Origin of the sequence: Acidicapsa ligni, assembly GCF_025685655.1 — a bacterium.
Taxonomy (GTDB): domain Bacteria; phylum Acidobacteriota; class Terriglobia; order Terriglobales; family Acidobacteriaceae; genus Acidicapsa; species Acidicapsa ligni.
Genome location: NZ_JAGSYG010000004.1, coordinates 542,222 through 561,255, shown reverse-complemented (window position 1 = coordinate 561,255; position 19,034 = coordinate 542,222). Strand labels below are relative to the sequence as shown.

Genomic DNA, 19,034 nt, shown 5'->3' with positions numbered 1-19,034 from the left:
ACGTGACTCTAAGAGGGGGTTGAAAAGCGCGCCTCGCTGTTTCACCGTTAAACTACGTTACAAGGATCAAACCTTTTATTTTCAGTTATTTACATGGTTATTACATGCGAGCTTGCAACGGTTGCAGATGTGGTTGTTCATTCTGCTTTTACATGGATCAACTATCAATAGGACTGTGGTTTCCTCAGGCACGGCAGATTCTGACCTTCAAGCAGAAGAACTTCAAGATCCTCGTTGGGACCTGGTAGTTCGTATTAACAAATCGCCGGCATTCATACGTTCAGAGCAGTTACCGAAACTCTTGTCGTATGTCTCTCGCATGGCGATTCTGGAGCGGCTTGAAGAGATCAACGAACAACACATTGGCGTAGTCGTGTTCGGCCGCTCCCCTGACTACGACTCGGCGGCAGACAGCATCGTGCGCTCCCATGCCACTCGTCTGCGGCAAAAACTGGAGCAATACTTTCGCGCCGAAGGCAGCAATGAATCCCTTCGCATCGATATTCCGCGAGGCGGCTATGTGCCGCGCTTTTACAAGGCGGAGAGTTCCGTGCCGGAGATGCTCCCACTCGATGTCGATCAGGCACCTGCAGAGCAATCAATAGCTGTCGACACAGGGGCTTCTCAGAGCGTTGAGGTCGAGAAGCCGACCTCGGCGTTCAAGAGAATTTTCGGATCGAAAAGCCTCATCGTTGCCTTCTCTGTTCTGCTGACATTGGTGATTGTGGTTTTGCTGTTTCTCGTGCGACGGCATCTGAGCAAAGATGCTGAGATGGCTGACGGGCGTGCGGGCGTACATCAGACCCCCATCGAACGCCGCTTCTGGCAGACGCTCCTTCCCACTACTGGCAAGACGATCATCGTCTCAGGGGACTCCAGCCTGACGCTCTTCGAGACTGTAACAAACCATGAAGTCTCGCTCGAAGACTATATTGATGGAGCATATCGGACCCCAGAGTACTTCAAGGGACTCAATTCTGAGATTCCTCCGGCCATAGCAATCGACATCGCCAGCCGCCGTTATACGAGCTTTGTAGACGAGGAGCTTACTCAGAATCTGACCCATTTGCCGGAGTGGACCCCTGCACATGTCAGTAATGTTTTTGCCCAGGATCTCAAGCCTGCCGATGCGGCAGCTTCCAATCTCATCCTCATCGGCTCGCGCCAGACAAACCCGTGGATCTCTCTTGTTGAGCCGCCGCTGAATTTTGTTCTGGTCCCCGATGGAATGCGCGGCTTTCAGTTTCTTAACCGCCATCCTCGGGACGGAGAACCTAAGATCTATGCATACAAGAACGAGTCTGGCGATTTCGGCGAAGGCAATGTCTACGCGGATATCGCCTACCTGCCTAATCCCGAAGGCCGAGGTCTGGTGCTGATTCTTTCGGGTATGTGGATCTCTTCGACGCAGGCCGCAGGTCAGTTCATCCTTGATAGCTCACAGTTCTCTGGATGGCTTCAGTCTATTGCCAGGCCCGATGGAACAATTCCGCCCTTTGAGCTGCTACTGGCGACCAAGAGCCTGCAAGGGAACGCCACTTACACCTCGATCGTCGCGAAGCGTGTGATGAGTGCCAGCGCGAATCTGCACAAGTAAGGCCTGTTCACAGCCTTGTGTTCAGAGCAACAGGCGTAGGTCGCCGTTTCTGCTCCGTCATCCTTGCCTGAACCAAACACGCCAACCTGTCTTTCGTGATTAACTGCGGGGATGGCTAAATCTCGCGCATAGGATTTGGGTATGCGTTTCTTTGCCTTTCTGTTTGCTCTTTTGCCCCTGAGTGGTTTTGCACAGGACTCGCTTCAATCTAAAGTCGCCGCGATTGCGAAAGACGCCAAGGGAACGGTGAACGTTTCCTGCATGCTTCCAGGCACGAAGCTCAATTGTGATCTCAATCCTCACAATCATCCGCCGATGCAGTCCATGTATAAGCTTCCGCTTGCACTCACAGCCTTGCACCTGGCAGAGGCAGGGAGGCTGTTGCCCAATCAGCGGCCTGGAGAATCTGCGGACGCCACTCTGGATCGGACCGTGCGATTTCTGCCGACGGACATAATTCCTGGATCTTACAGTCCTCTTACCGATCGCTACCCGAAAGCCAATGTTGATATAACGTTGCGCGAACTGCTTCGCCTGGCAGTTGCGCAGAGCGACAACAGTGCTGAGGAGGTTCTGATTCGCCTCGTTGGCGGTCCGCCGGTAGTGCAGAGCTACATACACTCCCTGGGTATCTCCGCTTTTCACCTGGTCTACAGTGAGCGTGATTTGGACCGCGACGAAAATCTTCAGTATCAGGACTGGATTGAGCCTGCAGCAGCGGTGCAACTGCTCGAACTCCTCGTGAACAATCCTCCGATATCGCCCGCGGCTAACGCCTTTCTCTTACGAACAATGGCCGATACTGTGACTGGCCCTGGCCGGCTTCGTGCGGGACTTCCTCATGGAACCGTTCTTGCCCACAAGACTGGCTCTTCCGGAACTCATGGAGGCATAACAGCCGCCACCAACGACATAGGATTAATCACTCTGCCGGATGGACGGAGACTAGCTATCGCTGTGTTCGTTACAGATAGCCGAGCCGACGAAGACACTCGTGAAAGCGTCATCGCCCGCATCGCACAAGCTGCGTACAGAAAGGCAATTCTAACGAAATGATCTTGAGCGGTCTTCGGTGAGATTGCGGAAACCCGGAGTAAGCTCATCGATCTGAATGTAAAAAGCAAATAGCCCGTCCTTTCGGACGGGCTATTTGCATGCATCAACTGTAGGTGCGCGTGGAGTGGTGTTAGGACACTTTCTTGATAAGGCCGTGCGGATCGAGCACGAACTTCTTCGCGGCGCCTTTGTCGAAGTCTTTATAGCCTTGTGGAGCATCATCGAGGCTGATGACTGTGGCATTGACGATTTTTGCGATGGGCAGGCGATCATGCAGGATTGCCTGCATCAACTGCCGGTTGTACTTCAGCACGGGAGTCTGTCCGGTGTAGAAACGGTGCGACTTGGCCCATCCAAGACCGAAGCGCATGCTCAGGTTTCCTGTCTGCGCCGCCTTTTCGGTGGCTCCCGGATCTTCCGTGACGTAAAGGCCCGGGATGCCGATAGAGCCAGCCGCGCGGGTGATGGTCATCAAAGAGTTGAGAACGGTCGCCGGTGCTTCGGCTCCGTCGTGTCCATGTGATTTTGCCTCGAAGCCCACAGCATCGATGGCGGCATCGACCTCCGGCTTTCCGACGATCTGTGCGATCTGGTCTTCGAGCGACGCATCCTTGCTCAGGTCGATCGGTTCATACCCGACCGATTTCGCATGGGCGAGCCGTTCCGCGTTCATGTCGCCAATCATCACAACTGCGGCGCCAAGGATATGAGCGGATGCGGCAGCAGCCATGCCAACGGGTCCGGCTCCAGCTACGTACACGACTGAACCGACGCCGACACCTGCATTCACTGCACCATGAAAGCCGGTAGGAAGAATGTCTGTAAGCATGGTAAGATCCCTGATCTTCTCCATGGCCTGCGCCTTATCTGGAAACGGAATGAGATTGAAATCGGCGTAGGGAACCATCACGTAATCCGCTTGACCGCCGATCCATCCGCCCATATCGACGTAGCCATAGGCACCACCGGCGCGGCCAGGGTTGACGTTCAAACAGACGCCGGTCTCCTGGGAGCGGCAGGTCTGGCAGCGTCCGCAGGCTACGTTGAAGGGCACTGTAACGAGATCGCCCATCTTGATGTATTCAACGTCAGACCCAAGCTCGACGACCTCGCCTGTAATTTCGTGGCCGAGTACCATGCCTGTCGGAGCGGTTGTGCGCCCGCGTACCATGTGCTGATCTGAGCCGCAAATGTTGGTCGAGACCACCTTGAGAATAACGCCGTGATTGATTTTCTTACCGGCTGGATTTTCGAGCTTGGGATAATCGATGGACTGCACTTCAACATGATTCGGTCCGAGGAATACGACTCCGCGATTGGATGCCATAATGGTTCCTTTCTGCTGCGAACAGCAGGTGTAATGGTGCATTGCGATACGGTCAATAGCTCGACAGCCCGATAGCCTGATCGGCGGATAGAGCGACTGACCGAAGACTCTATGGAATAGCAGTGCCCGGAACGCGGCGGCTCCTGCTTCAGTAACCGCATGATTCTCCGGAGCCACCACTGACTCCAATAGCTCCGACGACCTTACCGCCCTGCTTGAGTGGAATACCCAGTTGGATCATTCTTCCCTCCCGGGGAACTGCATCGTAATGAGTCTTCATTATCAAATCGTACTGATCGGTACGATTACACTGCCAGTGACTACAATACGACTAGGGTCTCTCCGTTGGCAAACTTCTAAAATCAATGTCTAAGAAAATTAACATCGCTTCTACACCTGCACGTCGTAGATCAACCACTTCCGGCCGGCCGCCGGCAAAGCAGGCGGCCGCGCACATGGACAAGATTCTCAGTGCCGCTGCGGAGCTCTTTTTGCAAGAGGGATTTGACCGCGCCAGCGTAGCATCCATTGCCAAGCTTGCGGGTGCATCCAAAGAAACACTTTACTCTCGCTTTTCCACGAAGGAAGAGCTCTTTGAGGCGGTGATTGCCCGAAAAACGGACATTTTGCTGCAGCAATTCTCTCGGGTGCTCGTACAAAAACAGTCCGTCGAGTCGGTGTTGAAGATGTATGGATCGAATCTCCTGGATTTTATGCTGCTGCCGGAAATGCAACGTCTCAATCGCACTCTCATCTCGGCGGCGCCGCAGTTTCCTGAACTGGCGGGGAAGTTCTGGCGGCTCTGTCCACAGCGGGAACAGGATCAATTAGCCGAATACCTCAAACTGCAGGTCGACTGCGGCGCACTCAAGCTCACGGATACCGCAAAAGGCGCTGAACTTTTCTTCAGTCTCTGCCTCGGACAGTTCCTCTCGCATGCTTACCTGCTGGTCCGTAAACCTCCGAACGCAGCGGAAAGGAAAAGGCACATTCGAACTGCGGTTGACATGTTCCTGGCCGCTTATGCGAATCGACAGGTTAAGTCGATGGCCTGAAGGCCTACCGAATGCTCTGACGATGGTAGAACGTCAAAAAGAGAATTATGATCGGCATTATGATTTCGGTAGCCAGGAAGATCCCGGAGTTATTAGAGGCATGGTTGTTATAAAGCGTCATCTGACGAACATGTCCTACAGCATCTCCCAGCAACCAGACCCCGTTTGCAATCGCTGTCGCCAGCCAGAAGTCACCACGAAACTTCATACACAGAACACCCAACACGCCAACGGTCAAGTCGGCCATTCCTACTTCATATTCGTATGGACTGGTTGACCATCCTATGGATGCCGATGTCTCGGCGGGACGGAAAACGTGTGCGTAGGCGGTGAGCAATCCCATCAGACCGACATAGAAGAAGAGCAGATACAGCAGATATGTTCTCGCTACGGCACCTCTGCTGCTCCTGCGTTTTGGTGAAAATGCAACATGAACGGACGCAGCCACAACCGCAATTAGAGTAAAGAGTATTTGGAACATGCACCCTCCTGAGAAACAGTGGCGTCAATGCTCAACAAGACTTGAGAGCTAAATCGGAGTTGTCCTTGGGCGTGTCCCAGCATACACATATTCCGTCATTTTGACTCTCACCGAGTTCATTGACCCAGGACGAGGCGTCGTCAAGCATGCAATCGCTTGAACAGCCTGGAGTAGGAGTCAAAACGACAGTCGACAGATAAAAGGTACGTATAACTGTTCAAGTAAATTATTCCTGCTGTTGGACGGGTCGTCATCAATTCAGAAAATCAGGTATTGGGTCAGTGGGACAATTGTCCTTTTGGGAAGAACGGAAGAAGCAGATTCCCTGCGGGAATGACAGCCAGAACGGCAACGGCTAAAGCAATTCCTCATGACATATCTTCGTGTTAATCGGTTCGTCTGTCGGCAGGTTCTGTAGTTCGAGCATGATGGGCAATCACTCTCAGCGGCCAACTCCAGCCGCTTCCGTTTCCACTGTGGCGCCTGTAGTAAATTTCTTGTTCTTCGCCGCTTATTGCATACCCAGAGCGGTATTTTGCAGTAGTGTAATCGGGTGTTGATCCTGACCCGGTGCGCGGCCGCCAACTGAGCCTGGTACCAGATGCGTCCCCAAAAAGCGGGAATGCTCCCAGACAGCTCGTCCTGGCTCTGCGCGCTCTCGATCGTATTGAGCCAGCGCATTCCGGAGACGTGCATCGTCTTTCCAATTCGGACTGTCGCCTGAACCCAGTTCCGCCAGAAGCACCTGACGAAGTGCCCACGCGTCTTGAAATGCCTTTGTGGTACCGGCACCGGGATGAGGACGTGCGAGCACTGCTGCATCCCCGACCAGAGCGGTGCGGCCAACGGCAAGACGAGGAACGCGCAGATCATACACAGGCTGCAGAAATGGCATTTCTATGGCCAATACCATATTTCTCATCGGAGCAGGAAGCAGCCTTGCGGCGGCCTCACGCATGTCGGCAACCGTGCGACGTGCGATTGCCGGAGGCGGTATCGCATGTTCGTATCGGGTGCCGTCTTCGCCAGTCAGCAGATCTTCGAGTTCTCCACCTGTTCGTGCGGGCCGATACCATACGAGGTTCAGGCGGCGACCGCCCGGTTCAGTCTCTCCCTGTTCTCCGGGCACGGAGTAGATAAGGGCTTGTTCTTTGTCAGGTGTAAAAAAACTCATGCGCTCACAGAGAGCATGGCGCGTTGCCTCATCAAGCGCAGACTCGGCAACCAGGCCGCGCCATGCAACATAGCCAGCATAGGCAGGCTTGTGTCCAGGGAGAAGCTGGTCTCGCAGGGTCGAGCGTGATCCATCGGCCGCAATGACCATATCGCCGTGTTCCCGCGCACCATCACGAAACAATAGTGTCGCCCCCTCATGGTCCTCCTCAATCCCTGTCGCTTCTCTGCCCTGGTGGTAGAGCTTGTCAGGAAGCGAAGGCCGTAGCAGCCGATAGATCGAATCCCATGACGTGACAATCTGGTGATGTAGGCGGCTTGCAATGATCTCGCCACTCCGGTCAAAGACTACGCGTTCTCGAAGGGCAACGCCGGGCTTATTCGCACCCGGTTCGAGCACACCGGCGTTCTCAAGTGCCTGCCATAGTGGGGGCTGAGTTGCAATTCCGCCGCCCCGGCTCGACATATTCTGCGCAACCCTCTCGTACACAGCGACGTCGTGCCCATCACGGCGCAGAAGGACAGCATGCAACAAACCACTCAGGGAACCACCGGCGATCAAGATCCTTGCCATTATTTACTCACTTCATTTGGGCTAGACAGAGTCATTCACCACTGAACCGTGGCGCAACCAGGGCACGACTTCGTAAAGCAGTGCAGCCTTAGTCCTCGGACTTTTTCTGGATGAAGCTCTCGGGCGTTCCATCTTCAGGGTTGACGAAGATGATGTCCTTTGGATCCCGTCTCGGCGCATCTATGGCCAGAAAGACGACTGGGCCTTCGAAGATGTCCGGTTGTGCGTGGACGGTACCCCGCTTGAAAAACAGAAAATCTCCGGGTCCGAATTTTGTGCGATTCGCAGCATCCCCCATCCAGAATGTACCTGTGCCGGAGAGTACATAGAGGTGTTCGTCGGAGTTTGCATGGTAATGAGGCGGTGTTGGCCGATACACCCGAAAGAGCCGCGAGCTTGCTGACGGTTCATCGGTCAGATAGGTATCCAGCAGTAAAGTGTCTGAAGAGTCTGGAAAAGACTGGACGATCTGGTTTAGATCGAAACGCCGAAATGCAAATTGGTCCGTTTGTCGCTCCATGGAATAACGCTAGAGACGTTTCACCAATAAGTCACATCGTTTGATTTATGACAATCATAAGTAAACTTATGGGGCCAATCACCACTGAACTTTGGCCCTCAGTAGAGCATCGCGAACGACCCTGTTGCGAGGGATGCGCTGACTACGGCTGGTCGAAGCGAGCATCAGGCGGCTGGCCGGAGGTGTTCGCGGTTCAACGAGTTCTAAGAGATCGCCATTACGCAGCTCCAGGTCGCAGTAATACCGCGGAAGAACAGTCATCCCCGCCCCGGCAATAGCCATTGTCATGAGCGCGCGCAGGTTTGAGACGATTACCCCTGGACGAGTGTCAGGTTCGACTTCGAAAACAGACTCCCAGAACTCCTGAACCTGGGGCATCTCTTCGCTGTAAACAAGCAATGGAATACCATCCAGATGGCGCACGCTAATCTCACCCTTGCGGGGAATGTGATTCAACCAGGAGGGAGCAGCGACCAGCACCAACTCCTCGTGATAGAGGAGCTCGGAGTCGATATTTCTTACTTTTTTGTGCTGCCCGACGATGGCAAGATCTAAATCGTTTTTGGATATAGCTTCAAGTAGCTGCTCGGTCTCACCCAACACGACGCGCAGGTGGAGTCCGAGGCGAACGAGCGGCGCGAGTGTAGGCAATACGCGCTGGGTGAGGAACTCGACCGGGCCACCGATCTGGACGGTTCCTTCGATCTCTGAGCCGTGTGCCCCTGAATCTCCTGCTGATTCGAGCGCGTCAATATGGGGTGCAATCGAGCGCGCTAAATCGTGGGCGGCAGCAGTTGGAACGATCCCACGCGGTGTTCGATTAAACAACGTGCGGCCGATTTGCTGTTCGAGAGACTTGAGTTGTCCAGAGACGGCAGGTTGCGAGAGATGGACATAGGCAGCTGCTTTGGTTACGGATCCACTTCGATAGATTGCTAGAAATGCTCGAAGATATTCGAGATCGGCCATAAGAAAATGATGATCTCTATAGAGAGGCAAAGCAAGGCCTTCGAAAGGCATTGCAGCATTGATAAGGGAGACAGCTAACTTGTGAGCTGCCTCCCTTCACCCTGATTAGCTGTTGAGGAAACGGTTGGTATCGAAGACGAACTCCTCATGATGCTGGTTGTAGGAGCCGTGGTTTGAGTCACTGTAAATAATCAGCTTTGCATTCGGAAGATTTTGGACCAGATGCAATGAGTTGATCGTGTACACGATGATCTCGTGGTTTCCGCTCACAATGAGCGTGGGCAGCTTAATCTGCTTCAGATAGGCGAAGCGCTCTCCGACAGGTTTGCCCCACTCCAGAACTGCCGCGACCTGGGCTGGAATAACCTTTTCGCTGTTGTCCTTGTCACGGTTCTCGGTGCGCGATGCGACGCGCTTGAGATACTCCAGGCCTGCCGCCTGGCTGGTGGCAGTAGGGCTGAAGAGCACATCCAGCCACTGGTGCTCGGGCGGAGTGTAGGTCCTGCCAAAGATCGCCTGGGCTTCCGGAGTAAGGTTTTCCATGGAGTCTCCGTTGCGCGGGCCGGTGCCGACCAGCACAAGCTTGCGCACCAGGTCAGGACGCTGCATGACAATGTTCTGCGCTACCATGCCGCCGATCGAAAATCCGAAGATGTCGACTTGCTTCAGGTTCAGCGCCTCAATGAAGGCGATTGCATTCTTTGCCATATCTGCGAAGTTGGTTGGAACTTCGCCAGTCGAGCCTCCGACCCCGGCGTTGTCAAAGAGAATCACTTGACGCTCTTTTGCGAGCCCGTCCGTGACTGCAGGGTCCCAGTTGTCCAGAGTGCCGTTCAGGTGCATGTTGAACACGAGCGGAATCCCGGTCTTGTTGCCGAAGCGACGGTATGCAAAGCGAATGCCGTTGGCTTCGATAAATTCGGTGGGAACTGTGTTGTGGGTAAAGTTGCTCATGGTTGATCCTCCCTTGGATCCATCTTTGGATCCGTCTTTAGAACCGTCTTTAGATTCGTTCTGGTCTTCGACTGGTGTTGATGGCATAGCCTTTGCGTAGGGTGTAAGCCAGGGGCTGATAGCCAACAATTTGGCTGCTGTTTGAATAAAAGTGCGTCTTTCCATCTCATTTCTTCTTTCTGTACCTTGCGTCAGGTCTCTGCAACGAGACCCAACGCTTAACCCACACACGCCACCTAAACCTTAGGCAGCGCTCTTGCCTCCATCCACGGCGATCCTGGCACCAGTGATAAACGAAGCCTCGTCCGAGGAGACAAAGACGATCGCGTCCGCGACCTCCTCAGGGTGACCGACTCTCTTCAATGGCACGCCTGCGGCAAGACGAGCTTTGACCTCTTCCGACCCTGTAAAGCGGTTCAACATGCCGGTCTCAACTGGGCCTGGAGCGACGATGTTGACACGGATGCCGGAGCTTGCCAGTTCGAGGGCAGCCGACTTGGTCAGGCCCTCCACGGCATGTTTGCTCGCCGAATAGATCGAGGCAGAGGCCGCTCCTGTCCGCCCGTAGGTCGAAGAGATATTCACGATGCTGCCCTTCTGCTGGGCCTGCATTGCGCGAATCTCATGCTTCATACTCAGGAGAATGCCAAGGACGTTTGTCTCGAAGGTAGCGGCGAAGCTCTCCGGCGTCTGATCGACAATCAGGCCAGGCTGGCCTTCAGTGCCGGCATTATTGACGGCAATGTCGAGGTGCCCGAAACGCGCCACGGTCTTATCGACGAGATTGCGAACATCTTCTTCGCGGCAAACGTCGGAGTTGATGTACTCGGCCTCGCCTCCGAAGGCTCGCAGTTCTGCTGCGAGTTTGCTTCCTTCTTCGTCCCGGCGACCGGAGATAACGACGCTCGCTCCCTGTTTCGCGAAGGCGATAGCTGTTGCGCGCCCAATCCCCGTAAGAGCGCCTGTGATGAGAACAACTTTGTTGGCCATGATCTTCTCCTTCTTAACTGCGTAAAGCTTGTTATGGCTTTTGCCATAACACTGATACGATACGTATCGTATCGTTACAAAGATAAGATACACCGTGTATCGTTAAAGATTCGAGAAAGTTTTACATGGAAACAGTGAATCGCATCCCGAAGGAAGACCCGAAGGCGTCCATAGGGCGGCCCAGAAGCGAACGGCTCCACCAGGCGATTCTCAAAGCCGCAGTGGACCTGGTCCTGGCGTCCGGCTTCCGCGCGCTGAGCATGGACGCCATTGCGGCGAAGGCGGGAGTTGGGAGAATGACGATCTACCGCCGGTGGCCGAACAAAGCGGCCATCATCATGGATGCGTTCGTGATGCGAGTCGATCCCGGCACGCTGTTCTCTTCAGCAGACTCTTTCAAGGAGAGCATTCGACTCCAGATGAGGACAATGGCGAAGGCCTTCCGGGGAAAAGATGGGGCTCTCATCCGGGTTCTTCTTGCCGAGGCGCAGTTTGACCTCGAACTGGCCAAGGCTCTACGCGAACAATGGACGATGCCCAGGCGAAAAATGGCCATCGAATATTTCCGGGAGGGCGTTCGCCTGGGAGTTCTTCGTTCTGACATCGATCCCGATGCAATGATCGACTTGCTCTATGCCCCGCTCTACTACAGGTTGCAGATGGGGACCGGACCGCTCTCAGACGCGTATGTCGATGAGATCTTCGACCACGGAATGAAGGGGCTCGAAGCCACTTAGCCGTTCATGACCAGGCGAAGTCGAATTCGCCACCCGGCGAGTTTAAGAGGATCTCGGTAACAGCTTACCTATATGCTTTTAATAGGTGAAAGTATGGACATCGACGATCTGAAAATTGTTGCGGCGGTTGCAAAGCATGGCAGCATGAACCGGGCGGCGGCCGACCTGCACATGGTGCAATCCAGCGTTACAGCGCGGATTCGGCTCATCGAAGAAGAGCTCGGTGTCCGGCTTTTCGTCCGGCACAATCGCGGTGTGAGGCTTAGCGACGCAGGACTGCGCCTGCTTCCATACTCAGACCGCATCCGTTCCCTTGTCAGTGAAGCGATCACCGCTGTCAAGGAAGATGGCATTCCCAAGGGCGGCTTGAGGATTGGCTCCACGGAGCCCACTGTCTCCATGCGCTTGCCGCAAGTCGTCGCCGAGTACGCCACAGAGTACCCGGCTGTCGAGCTGACGCTTACCACGGGAAACACAGTAGATTTGATCGAACAGGTCTTAGACGAAAGCCTCGACGGTGCTTTCGTTGCGGCTCCGATGCGTCATCCCGAACTGAGCGCGGAGCCGATCTTCCAGGAAGAATTGGTGCTCGTCAGTCACTCGTCCGTTCTGAGCATGGAGGCACTAGCCAAGGCCAGAGACACAAAGGCGATCGTTCTGGACCAGGGTTGCTCCTATCGTGATCGGTTGAGTCATGTGCTCACGGCGCGAGGCATCGCTCATCAAATCCTGTCCTTCGCGTCGTTCGATGCGATCCGAAGCTGTGTCCAGTCCGGAGTTGGCGTGACTCTCTTGCCCAGGGAGCTTTTTGCGAGCACATGGAGGGGCGAGTCCGTGATCGCACACGAACTTCCTGAGTTTACGAATCCTATCGAAACTATTTTCATTCGCAGGCTGGATGGTCGACGGATGAGCGCTTTGGATGCATTTCTCGCCAAGAGCCGCGCCTTGTCGAACCTTCGATAATTGGCTAAGAACCGCCCGCTATCTCGATTTTCGATAGCTGCTCTCTAAAAAATTCGTGACGCGGCCATGATCCGTGCCAACATCTACTCTGCAGCACGAACGCTGTAGAGAACGTTGTTAGAGAGAAATCAACTCCCTTGAAGTTCATCTCTGTCGTGTTCGTAGACGAAAGGACTGGCAGAATACTATGGCAACTAAAGGAACCGTTATCGTAACCGGAGGCTCGCAGGGAATCGGAGCCGCCATTGTGAAATCTTTCCTGGATCGCGGCTATGCGGTCGTAGCAACATCCCGGAATGCGAGCAAAGCATCCTTCCCATCTTCTGAAAACCTTGTGCTTGTCGATGGTGACATCAGCAAGGCTGCAACCGCAGAAGAGGTAGCGCGGACGGCGATCTCCCGCTTTGGCTCAATTGATCACGTCGTGGCCAACGCAGGTATCTTCATGGCCAAGCCGTTTACTGAATTCACAGCGGAAGACTTTCAGGCGCTTGTCTCTACGAATCTGGAAGGTTTCCTCTATATAACCCAGCTTGCCGTCAAGCAGATGCTGTCTCAGGGCAAAGGCGGAAGTGTTACAAGCATTACGACTTCCCTGGTGGCTCACCCGAACTCATCCGTTCCCGCATCGGTATCCATGATCACCAAAGGTGGACTTACCGCAGCGATCATCAACCTGGCGAGCGAATACGCGAAGAACCATATCCGCTTCAACGCAGTAGCGCCCGGCATTGTCGATACGCCAATGCACAAGGACAATCCGAAGGACTTTCTCAAGACGCTCTCACCGATGGGCACGATCTCTTCGTCCGAAGATATCGCGGAAGCCGTTCTCTATCTCGCAGAGGCTCGGAATGTCACGGGTGAAGTGTTGCATGTCGATGGAGGCGCACACGTCGGAAAATGGTAAACACACCGCAACATGAAACTGCTTCGGCAGAGGAACGAATTGCTGCACTTGGAATCAGTATGCCTCCAGCGCCCGAGCCGCTGGGGGCATACGCGGAGACAGTGCAGAGCGGCAACCTGCTTTTCATCACGGGAACGATGCCTGTCGCAGGTGGAAAGCCGAAGTATGTGGGCGTGCTCGGTAAAGATGTGGATTTTGCCGATGGGGTGAAGGCGGCAAGACTCGCAGCCCTGAATGCGCTCGCAGCGGCTCGTCAACATCTGGGATCGCTCGACCGCGTCAGCCGCGTCCTGAAGACGGAGGTCTATCTTGTGACCACGGAGGACCTGGTTTTAAGTCAACCGAAGATCGCCGATGGCGCTTCGGAGCTTTTGATTGAGATCTATGGGAGCAAAGGGCTCTCTGCGCGAAAGGTCATGGGCGTTTCGAGCCTCCCGCTTTACGTACCGTTGATGGTGGAACTGTTATTGGAAGTAAAGGCGTAGGAGACACGACATGCTCACCCCTAGGACGCAACTGCCCTGGAATGAAACGCGCGTCACATCGGCGTTGAAGATTCGTTATCCCATCATCCAGGGCCCTCTCGGAGGTTTCTCCTCGCAACGACTCACTGCCGCGGTATCGAACTTCGGCGGACTGGGCTCCTTCGGTGGACACGGACTTCGCCCGGAAACGATTGCCGAGACGATCGCAGAGATCCGTTCTCTGACCGACCGGCCGTTTGCGATGAACCTCTGGGTGTCGATGCAAGATGATGGTGCGTTCACATCGGACCGCCAAGCCTTCGAGCGGGGTCTTCGACATATTGCTCCGCATCTGAAGGCGCTGGGCCAGAACCCGCCTGTATATCAGCCTTACGAAGGTATTCGGTTTGAAGATCAGGCGCGGATTTTACTGGATGCCAGGGTTCCCGTCTTCAGCTTCATCTATGGGATTCCCCCGCGCGAGCTACTGGACGAATGCCGTCGTTTGGGGATTGTGATCATGGGCACGGCGACTACCGTGGAAGAAGCGAAAGCGTTGGAAGACGCAGGAGTCGACATCGTCGTTGCTTCCGGTTTCGAGGCTGGAGGACACCGGGGATCGTTTCTTCGCTCTTCTGAGGAGTCTTTGACCGGCACATTTTCTCTGACGCCACAGGTTGCCGATGCGATTGCGCTTCCAGTTGTAGCTGCGGGCGGAATCTCCGATGCGCGCGGTGTTCTTGCGGCTTTTGCTTTGGGTGCGGAGGGTGTCCAGATGGGCTCGGCATTTCTGGCCTGCGAGGAATCGGGCGCCAGTAAACTGCATCGCAGAATGCTTTTGGATAGTGCCGGGCGAAGCACAGGGCTGACGCGAGGTTTTACCGGGCGTCTTGCTCGTGGGTTTCGGAACACGATGATGGACGATTGGAATTCTTCACCAGAAGATATTCTGCCCTACCCGCTTCAGAGGCGATTAGTGCGCCACCTTTCAGTTCCCGCACAGTCCGCAGAACAGGAAGAGTTGCTTCCCTTATGGGCGGGTCAGAGCGCGGGACTGAACCGGCATACACAGGCCCAGCTTCTTATGGAGGAGATCACCAGCGCATTGAGCGAGATAGGTGGCCCGGTTCTGGATTGGGCGGAAGGACGCGCTTTGAAGGAACGTTCCTGATCGCAAGCATGGGAGCATAAGACTCGCCCACAAACAAAAACGCCGCGGACTGATCCGCGGCGTTCTTGTTTGTGTGTTGATGTTAGAAGCGGATGCGGGCTGAGAGTTGCAGCACGCGAGGTGCTCCATTCATCGCAGTCAGCTGTCCGAAGTTGCTCGGCGCAGTAATGTTGGTGTATGCCGAGTAGGTTCCGTAGTCCAGATCATCGAAGTTCGGATGATTAAAGACATTGAATGCGTCAGCACGGAATTGCAGGCCCACATCCTTCGATGGAAGAAGCTTAAAGTACTTTGCAACGCCTGCATCCACGTTGAAGAATTGAGGTCCGCGAAGACTGTTGCGGCTGCCGATGGCGAGACCGACAGGGCCGGAGAACGCAGCAGCAGCAGCGGCAGGATCCGCAAAAACAGTGAGCGTACCGCCGGTGTCTTTATGAATGTGACGCCGGACAGCGTTGGTATCTCCGTTAAAGATTGCCGGTGCATCGTTCGCAAATCCTGCGACGAATGCATTCGACAACGCCGACCATGCTTGCCCGCTGTGCCATGAAGGAATAGCGCTCAGATCCCAGCCGCCAATCACTTCATCCAGAGCCCAGGGCAGATGAGCGCCAAAGCTGCGGCCACGGCCAAACGGCAAGGAATAAGTCAAATCGCTGGTGATGTAATGCGCGGTATCAAAATCGGAATTACCACGGCACTCGCGCGGATGTACGGCGTCGCAAACGAACCCATAACCGCCGTATGCAACCCCGTTCGCTACAAGCGATACATTGTCGATGGAATGCGACCATGTGTAGTTCACTTCAAATTGCAATCCATGGGTCAGATTCTTTTGCAATGTAACGAGCAATCCGTGATAGCTGGAAAAACCCTTGTTGGTGTAGACCGTGTTTTCGCCGAACTGGGCAGCCATACCGACATTGGGTTGCAGGTTTGGAGACAATGCCTGAATGAAATCGGCGAAGTCACCCTTTGATACCAAGGATGAGTTTGCGGCCGCAGCAGCAGAGGTGTTATTTGCCATCCCCTGTTTGTATCCGCTAGGCAGTTGATGTTCAAACCACGGCTCCGCTGGCAGATTCTTGACGTCGGCTCCGCCGCGAACTTCCCGTTCAATATTCACCATTGCCTGGTTCATTGTTTGACCCGAGGCTGTATCTGGGAAATCGATGAGTTGGCTGCCGTCCGCCTGTGCCAACAACCGACGACCAAAACGACCGACATAGCTGACCTTCAGGATGGTTGAACCTTGGAACTGGTGCTGCACTCCAAAGTTGACCAGAATCGAATACGGCGTTTTGAGATGCGGATCGATCATCTCGTTGAAGAGACCGTTGATCAAGCCATTTGGTTGATTGTTCGTAACCCAGGGTTGAAAGGGAGCCTTTGGAGTTGCTGGAGCGACGGCTAGCGGAGGTGCTGCCAGGCGTGGATCGGTTGCAATAGAACCATCCGCATCGGAATTGTTGCCGTTGTTTACCGTGGTATTTTGCTCGAACAGATAAGAGAACTGGGTCTGCTGATACTGCACCGCGTTGACGACAGTCCGGTCATAAACCACACCGGCGCTGCCATTAAAGACCGTCGACGGATCGAAACCAGGGTTGTAGGAAAACGCAACATGAGGAGCAAAGTCATGCGTGTTGGCTGCATAGAAAGATGGTCCATGGTTTTTCTTCCCACCCAGGACATACGTAATGAAAGGCACTGCAGTATTTCCGGAAATACCAGCGGCGCTTTGCTTTTCGCGCGCTGAGAAGTACTGGTCAAAGCCAGTGGTCTGTACGGTTTCGAGCCCCTGCGTCTCATACGGAACGGTGAGGTATTGATAGTTCAACCCAACATTTACCGTAAGGTGTGGAGTCACTTTCCAGCTATCACTGATGTACGGCTGCGTCTGGTAGTAGACATACTTGCGCAAAGCCGAGGAAGGCTGAGCAAGTACATTTCCTGAAGCATCATAGTTGAAAGTGCTGCTGATGCTGGCTACACGTCCCAACGAGGAGACGAACGCATTATCGTAGTACTCCGCTGCGACACTGTCGCCGGGGAGAAGATTGGCAGGCTCCAGGTCGGGCGTACTGAAGATGTGGCCGCCCAGACCGATACCGTAGCTGTTGTAACCAAGCACAGAGCTGCTTGAGTTGTGAATCCACTTGAAATAACCACCCACCTCCAACTGGTGACGCCCCTTGGTCCAGATAAAGTTATCGTTCACCTGGGAAATAATCGTGTGGCGGGATTGCGCGTTGGATGGGCTGGCATAGGGGCTATCCGCTAACGAGGGAGTAAAGCCATTGCCAAAGCTGATTTGATAGATACCCTCGGGATTTGATGGACGAGGAAAGCCATAGTCCTGAACAACGCTACCGTAGGTGAATTGGTTCACCTTGCTGTCGCTTATCTGCCAATCCATACCGGCGGCATATCGATAACTGCGATCGACGAACTGGCTTGATGGTGGATCCCCAGGAAATTGCGCCGCGCCGTCTACCTGATTTTCACGAGCGACGTTTCCAATGCCGTAAATCTTGATCTTTGGGGTCAAGGTCCAATCGATTCTGCCCGTATAGTTGGTCAGATTGGTGGGGATAGCCGAGTTGAAGCGGAATCCTGCCGAGTTGACGCCATCAGCAAAGGTCGGATCGTTCACTTTAGGGTAGCGGCTCGCAAAAAGCGCGAAGACCTGGGGGCTTTCGCCGATATGAGCCGGGTCGATCTGCTGCACCTGCGCAGCATTGATCGATGAAATACAATTCCCGCTCGTGTTCTGACGGGCGGCATCGGTGCAACCCGCGTTGTTGTTGATATAGGAGATGTTTCCCGCTGCAAATGATGGGAGGGGAACGGTACGCTCCACTGTCTCCTGCTGCGCGATACGCGAACCTAGAAAGTTAAAGAAGAAGAAGATCTTGTCGTGCTTGATTGGGCCGCCGACCGCCCCACCAAATTGGTTGCGCACCAACTCCGGTTGCGAGACGCCTGCGTTCGCGTCAAACCAATCGTTCGCCGTGGTGGAATTGTCACGATGATATTCGTTGATATTGCCATGCCACTCGTTGGTGCCGCCGCGCGTCACGAGCTGAAACTGTCCACCACCGCCCGGGCCATTATCCGCGGTAAAGCCAGCCGTCGTGCCGCGAAACTCCTGGATGGAATCGACAGGTGCATTACCAGTGATCGCTGCAAAATTACCCGTCGCGAAATCATTGACATCCAGACCATCGATCGTGGTGTTGGTCTGGTCGGTACGTGCACCCGTGGTTGCGCCGCTGGAGGTAATGCCGGGTTGGAGGGTGAACAAAACGCTCGGAGAAGTACGATCCTGGACCGGAAGATCTTCTAGCTTTGAAACTTCAAAATTGTTACCAATGCTGGCGTCAGTTGTGTTGAGTGTCACGCCTGCGGAGTCGGAAACCTGCACTTCAACTGTCACACCCGGCTGCAATTTTGCATTCTGAGTACGCGAATTGGCCACATTTACATAGATATTGTTCACTTTCAGTGCAGCGAAGCCTTGAGCATTGAACTCAATCGTATAACCAGGTCCTGGGGGGACATTGGCGAGGCGATACGAACCAGCCGAATCCGTCTTGACTTCATAACGAACACCGGTCGAAGGATTAGACAAAACCACTGTCGCGCCCGGAATGAGGGCATTCGACGAATCGGTGACGGTGCCGTTGACCGTAGCGGTAGTTTGCGCAAAAACAAGACCAGAGCTGAAAGCAAGTACAAAGAAAAAGAAGATTCGGGAAGAAAACAACCTCATGAAAACGTGATCCCCTTCATAATGTTCAAAATTAGAAAAATTAAATACAGGCTTACAATTTGTTTCTTATGCAATTTGTATTCCAAACTTTAAATCCCTTTAACAATCACACTTTAGTCGATATCCACAGAAAATATATTGTTTTGCGTATTGATTAATACATTATTTCATATCAAAAATAAGGAATCTAGCATTTTATGTAGAAATTGGTTTCCGCCAATTTTGACGTAAACCGAGCTTTCCCAAAGAACGAATGCGGGCCATTCCAATAAGAAACGATATGTCTTTACAAAAAAACACCGTGGCGAGGAACCG

17 protein-coding genes are annotated in these 19,034 nt (G+C 54.0%); 8 read left to right on the top strand and 9 right to left on the bottom strand.

Going from position 1 to position 19,034, the window contains the following annotated elements; all coding sequences use genetic code 11:
- Positions 1-301: 301 nt before the first annotated feature.
- Both OHL19_RS16565 and bla read left to right on the top strand, forming a co-directional pair.
- Positions 302-1,597: a hypothetical protein gene (locus OHL19_RS16565; protein ID WP_263358854.1), complete on the top strand. Its 1,296-nt coding sequence runs from the start codon at positions 302-304 to the stop codon at positions 1,595-1,597.
- A 141-nt stretch (positions 1,598-1,738) separates the two neighbouring features.
- Positions 1,739-2,653 carry a class A beta-lactamase gene (bla, locus tag OHL19_RS16560; RefSeq protein WP_263358853.1) on the top strand — a complete coding sequence of 305 codons (915 nt, stop codon included), beginning with the start codon at positions 1,739-1,741 and terminating at the stop codon, positions 2,651-2,653.
- 130 nt (positions 2,654-2,783) lie between these two features.
- Here the strand turns inward: bla and fdhA are convergent, their stop codons facing one another.
- Together fdhA and OHL19_RS16550 are read right to left on the bottom strand one after the other, a co-directional pair.
- Positions 2,784-3,980 carry a formaldehyde dehydrogenase, glutathione-independent gene (fdhA, locus tag OHL19_RS16555; protein ID WP_263358852.1) on the bottom strand — a complete coding sequence of 399 codons (1,197 nt, stop codon included), beginning with the start codon at positions 3,978-3,980 and terminating at the stop codon, positions 2,784-2,786.
- A 148-nt stretch (positions 3,981-4,128) separates the two neighbouring features.
- Positions 4,129-4,221: a heme-binding protein gene (locus OHL19_RS16550; protein ID WP_263358851.1), complete on the bottom strand. Its 93-nt coding sequence runs from the start codon at positions 4,219-4,221 to the stop codon at positions 4,129-4,131.
- Positions 4,222-4,435: 214 nt separating this feature from the next.
- On the opposite strand from OHL19_RS16550, the gene OHL19_RS16545 reads away from it, so the two are divergent.
- A complete protein-coding gene (locus tag OHL19_RS16545; protein WP_263358850.1) occupies positions 4,436-5,035 on the top strand; it encodes a TetR/AcrR family transcriptional regulator in 600 nt (199 codons plus the stop codon).
- Positions 5,036-5,039: 4 nt separating this feature from the next.
- On the opposite strand, the gene OHL19_RS16540 is transcribed toward OHL19_RS16545, so the two are convergent.
- The 6 genes from OHL19_RS16540 to OHL19_RS16515 form a co-directional block, all read right to left on the bottom strand.
- Positions 5,040-5,516, bottom strand: coding sequence for a DUF6790 family protein (locus OHL19_RS16540; RefSeq protein ID WP_263358849.1), 477 nt, complete (start codon positions 5,514-5,516; stop codon positions 5,040-5,042).
- Between the two features lie 511 nt (positions 5,517-6,027).
- Positions 6,028-7,263 (bottom strand): FAD binding domain-containing protein, encoded by a 1,236-nt coding sequence (locus OHL19_RS16535; RefSeq protein ID WP_263358848.1) that lies wholly within the window; start codon positions 7,261-7,263, stop codon positions 6,028-6,030.
- An 88-nt stretch (positions 7,264-7,351) separates the two neighbouring features.
- Positions 7,352-7,783, bottom strand: a complete 432-nt coding sequence (locus tag OHL19_RS16530) for a cupin domain-containing protein (protein WP_263358847.1) — start codon at positions 7,781-7,783, stop codon at positions 7,352-7,354.
- A gap of 78 nt (positions 7,784-7,861) precedes the next feature.
- Entirely contained in the window at positions 7,862-8,752 is an 891-nt protein-coding gene (locus OHL19_RS16525) for a LysR family transcriptional regulator (protein WP_263358846.1), read from the bottom strand.
- 105 nt (positions 8,753-8,857) lie between these two features.
- Positions 8,858-9,706: an alpha/beta fold hydrolase gene (locus OHL19_RS16520; protein WP_263358845.1), complete on the bottom strand. Its 849-nt coding sequence runs from the start codon at positions 9,704-9,706 to the stop codon at positions 8,858-8,860.
- Between the two features lie 243 nt (positions 9,707-9,949).
- Complete coding sequence (locus OHL19_RS16515; RefSeq protein WP_263358844.1) at positions 9,950-10,696, bottom strand: SDR family NAD(P)-dependent oxidoreductase; 747 nt, start codon at positions 10,694-10,696, stop codon at positions 9,950-9,952.
- A 125-nt stretch (positions 10,697-10,821) separates the two neighbouring features.
- Between OHL19_RS16515 and OHL19_RS16510 the strand changes: the two genes are divergently transcribed.
- From OHL19_RS16510 to OHL19_RS16490, 5 genes are all read left to right on the top strand, one after another.
- Complete coding sequence (locus tag OHL19_RS16510; protein WP_263358843.1) at positions 10,822-11,433, top strand: TetR/AcrR family transcriptional regulator; 612 nt, start codon at positions 10,822-10,824, stop codon at positions 11,431-11,433.
- A gap of 93 nt (positions 11,434-11,526) precedes the next feature.
- Positions 11,527-12,399 carry a LysR family transcriptional regulator gene (locus OHL19_RS16505; protein WP_263358842.1) on the top strand — a complete coding sequence of 291 codons (873 nt, stop codon included), beginning with the start codon at positions 11,527-11,529 and terminating at the stop codon, positions 12,397-12,399.
- Between the two features lie 187 nt (positions 12,400-12,586).
- Positions 12,587-13,309, top strand: a complete 723-nt coding sequence (locus OHL19_RS16500; protein WP_263358841.1) for an SDR family NAD(P)-dependent oxidoreductase — start codon at positions 12,587-12,589, stop codon at positions 13,307-13,309.
- Positions 13,303-13,794 (top strand): RidA family protein, encoded by a 492-nt coding sequence (locus OHL19_RS16495; protein ID WP_263358840.1) that lies wholly within the window; start codon positions 13,303-13,305, stop codon positions 13,792-13,794. The genes OHL19_RS16500 and OHL19_RS16495 overlap by 7 nt, the downstream gene beginning before the upstream one ends.
- A 10-nt stretch (positions 13,795-13,804) precedes the next feature.
- On the top strand, positions 13,805-14,944 hold the full coding sequence (locus OHL19_RS16490; RefSeq protein ID WP_263358838.1) for an NAD(P)H-dependent flavin oxidoreductase: 1,140 nt from the start codon (positions 13,805-13,807) through the stop codon (positions 14,942-14,944).
- An 82-nt stretch (positions 14,945-15,026) separates the two neighbouring features.
- Here OHL19_RS16490 and OHL19_RS16485 read toward each other — a convergent pair whose 3' ends face one another.
- Positions 15,027-18,719: a carboxypeptidase-like regulatory domain-containing protein gene (locus OHL19_RS16485; RefSeq protein WP_263358837.1), complete on the bottom strand. Its 3,693-nt coding sequence runs from the start codon at positions 18,717-18,719 to the stop codon at positions 15,027-15,029.
- Between the last annotated feature and the right edge of the window lie 315 nt (positions 18,720-19,034).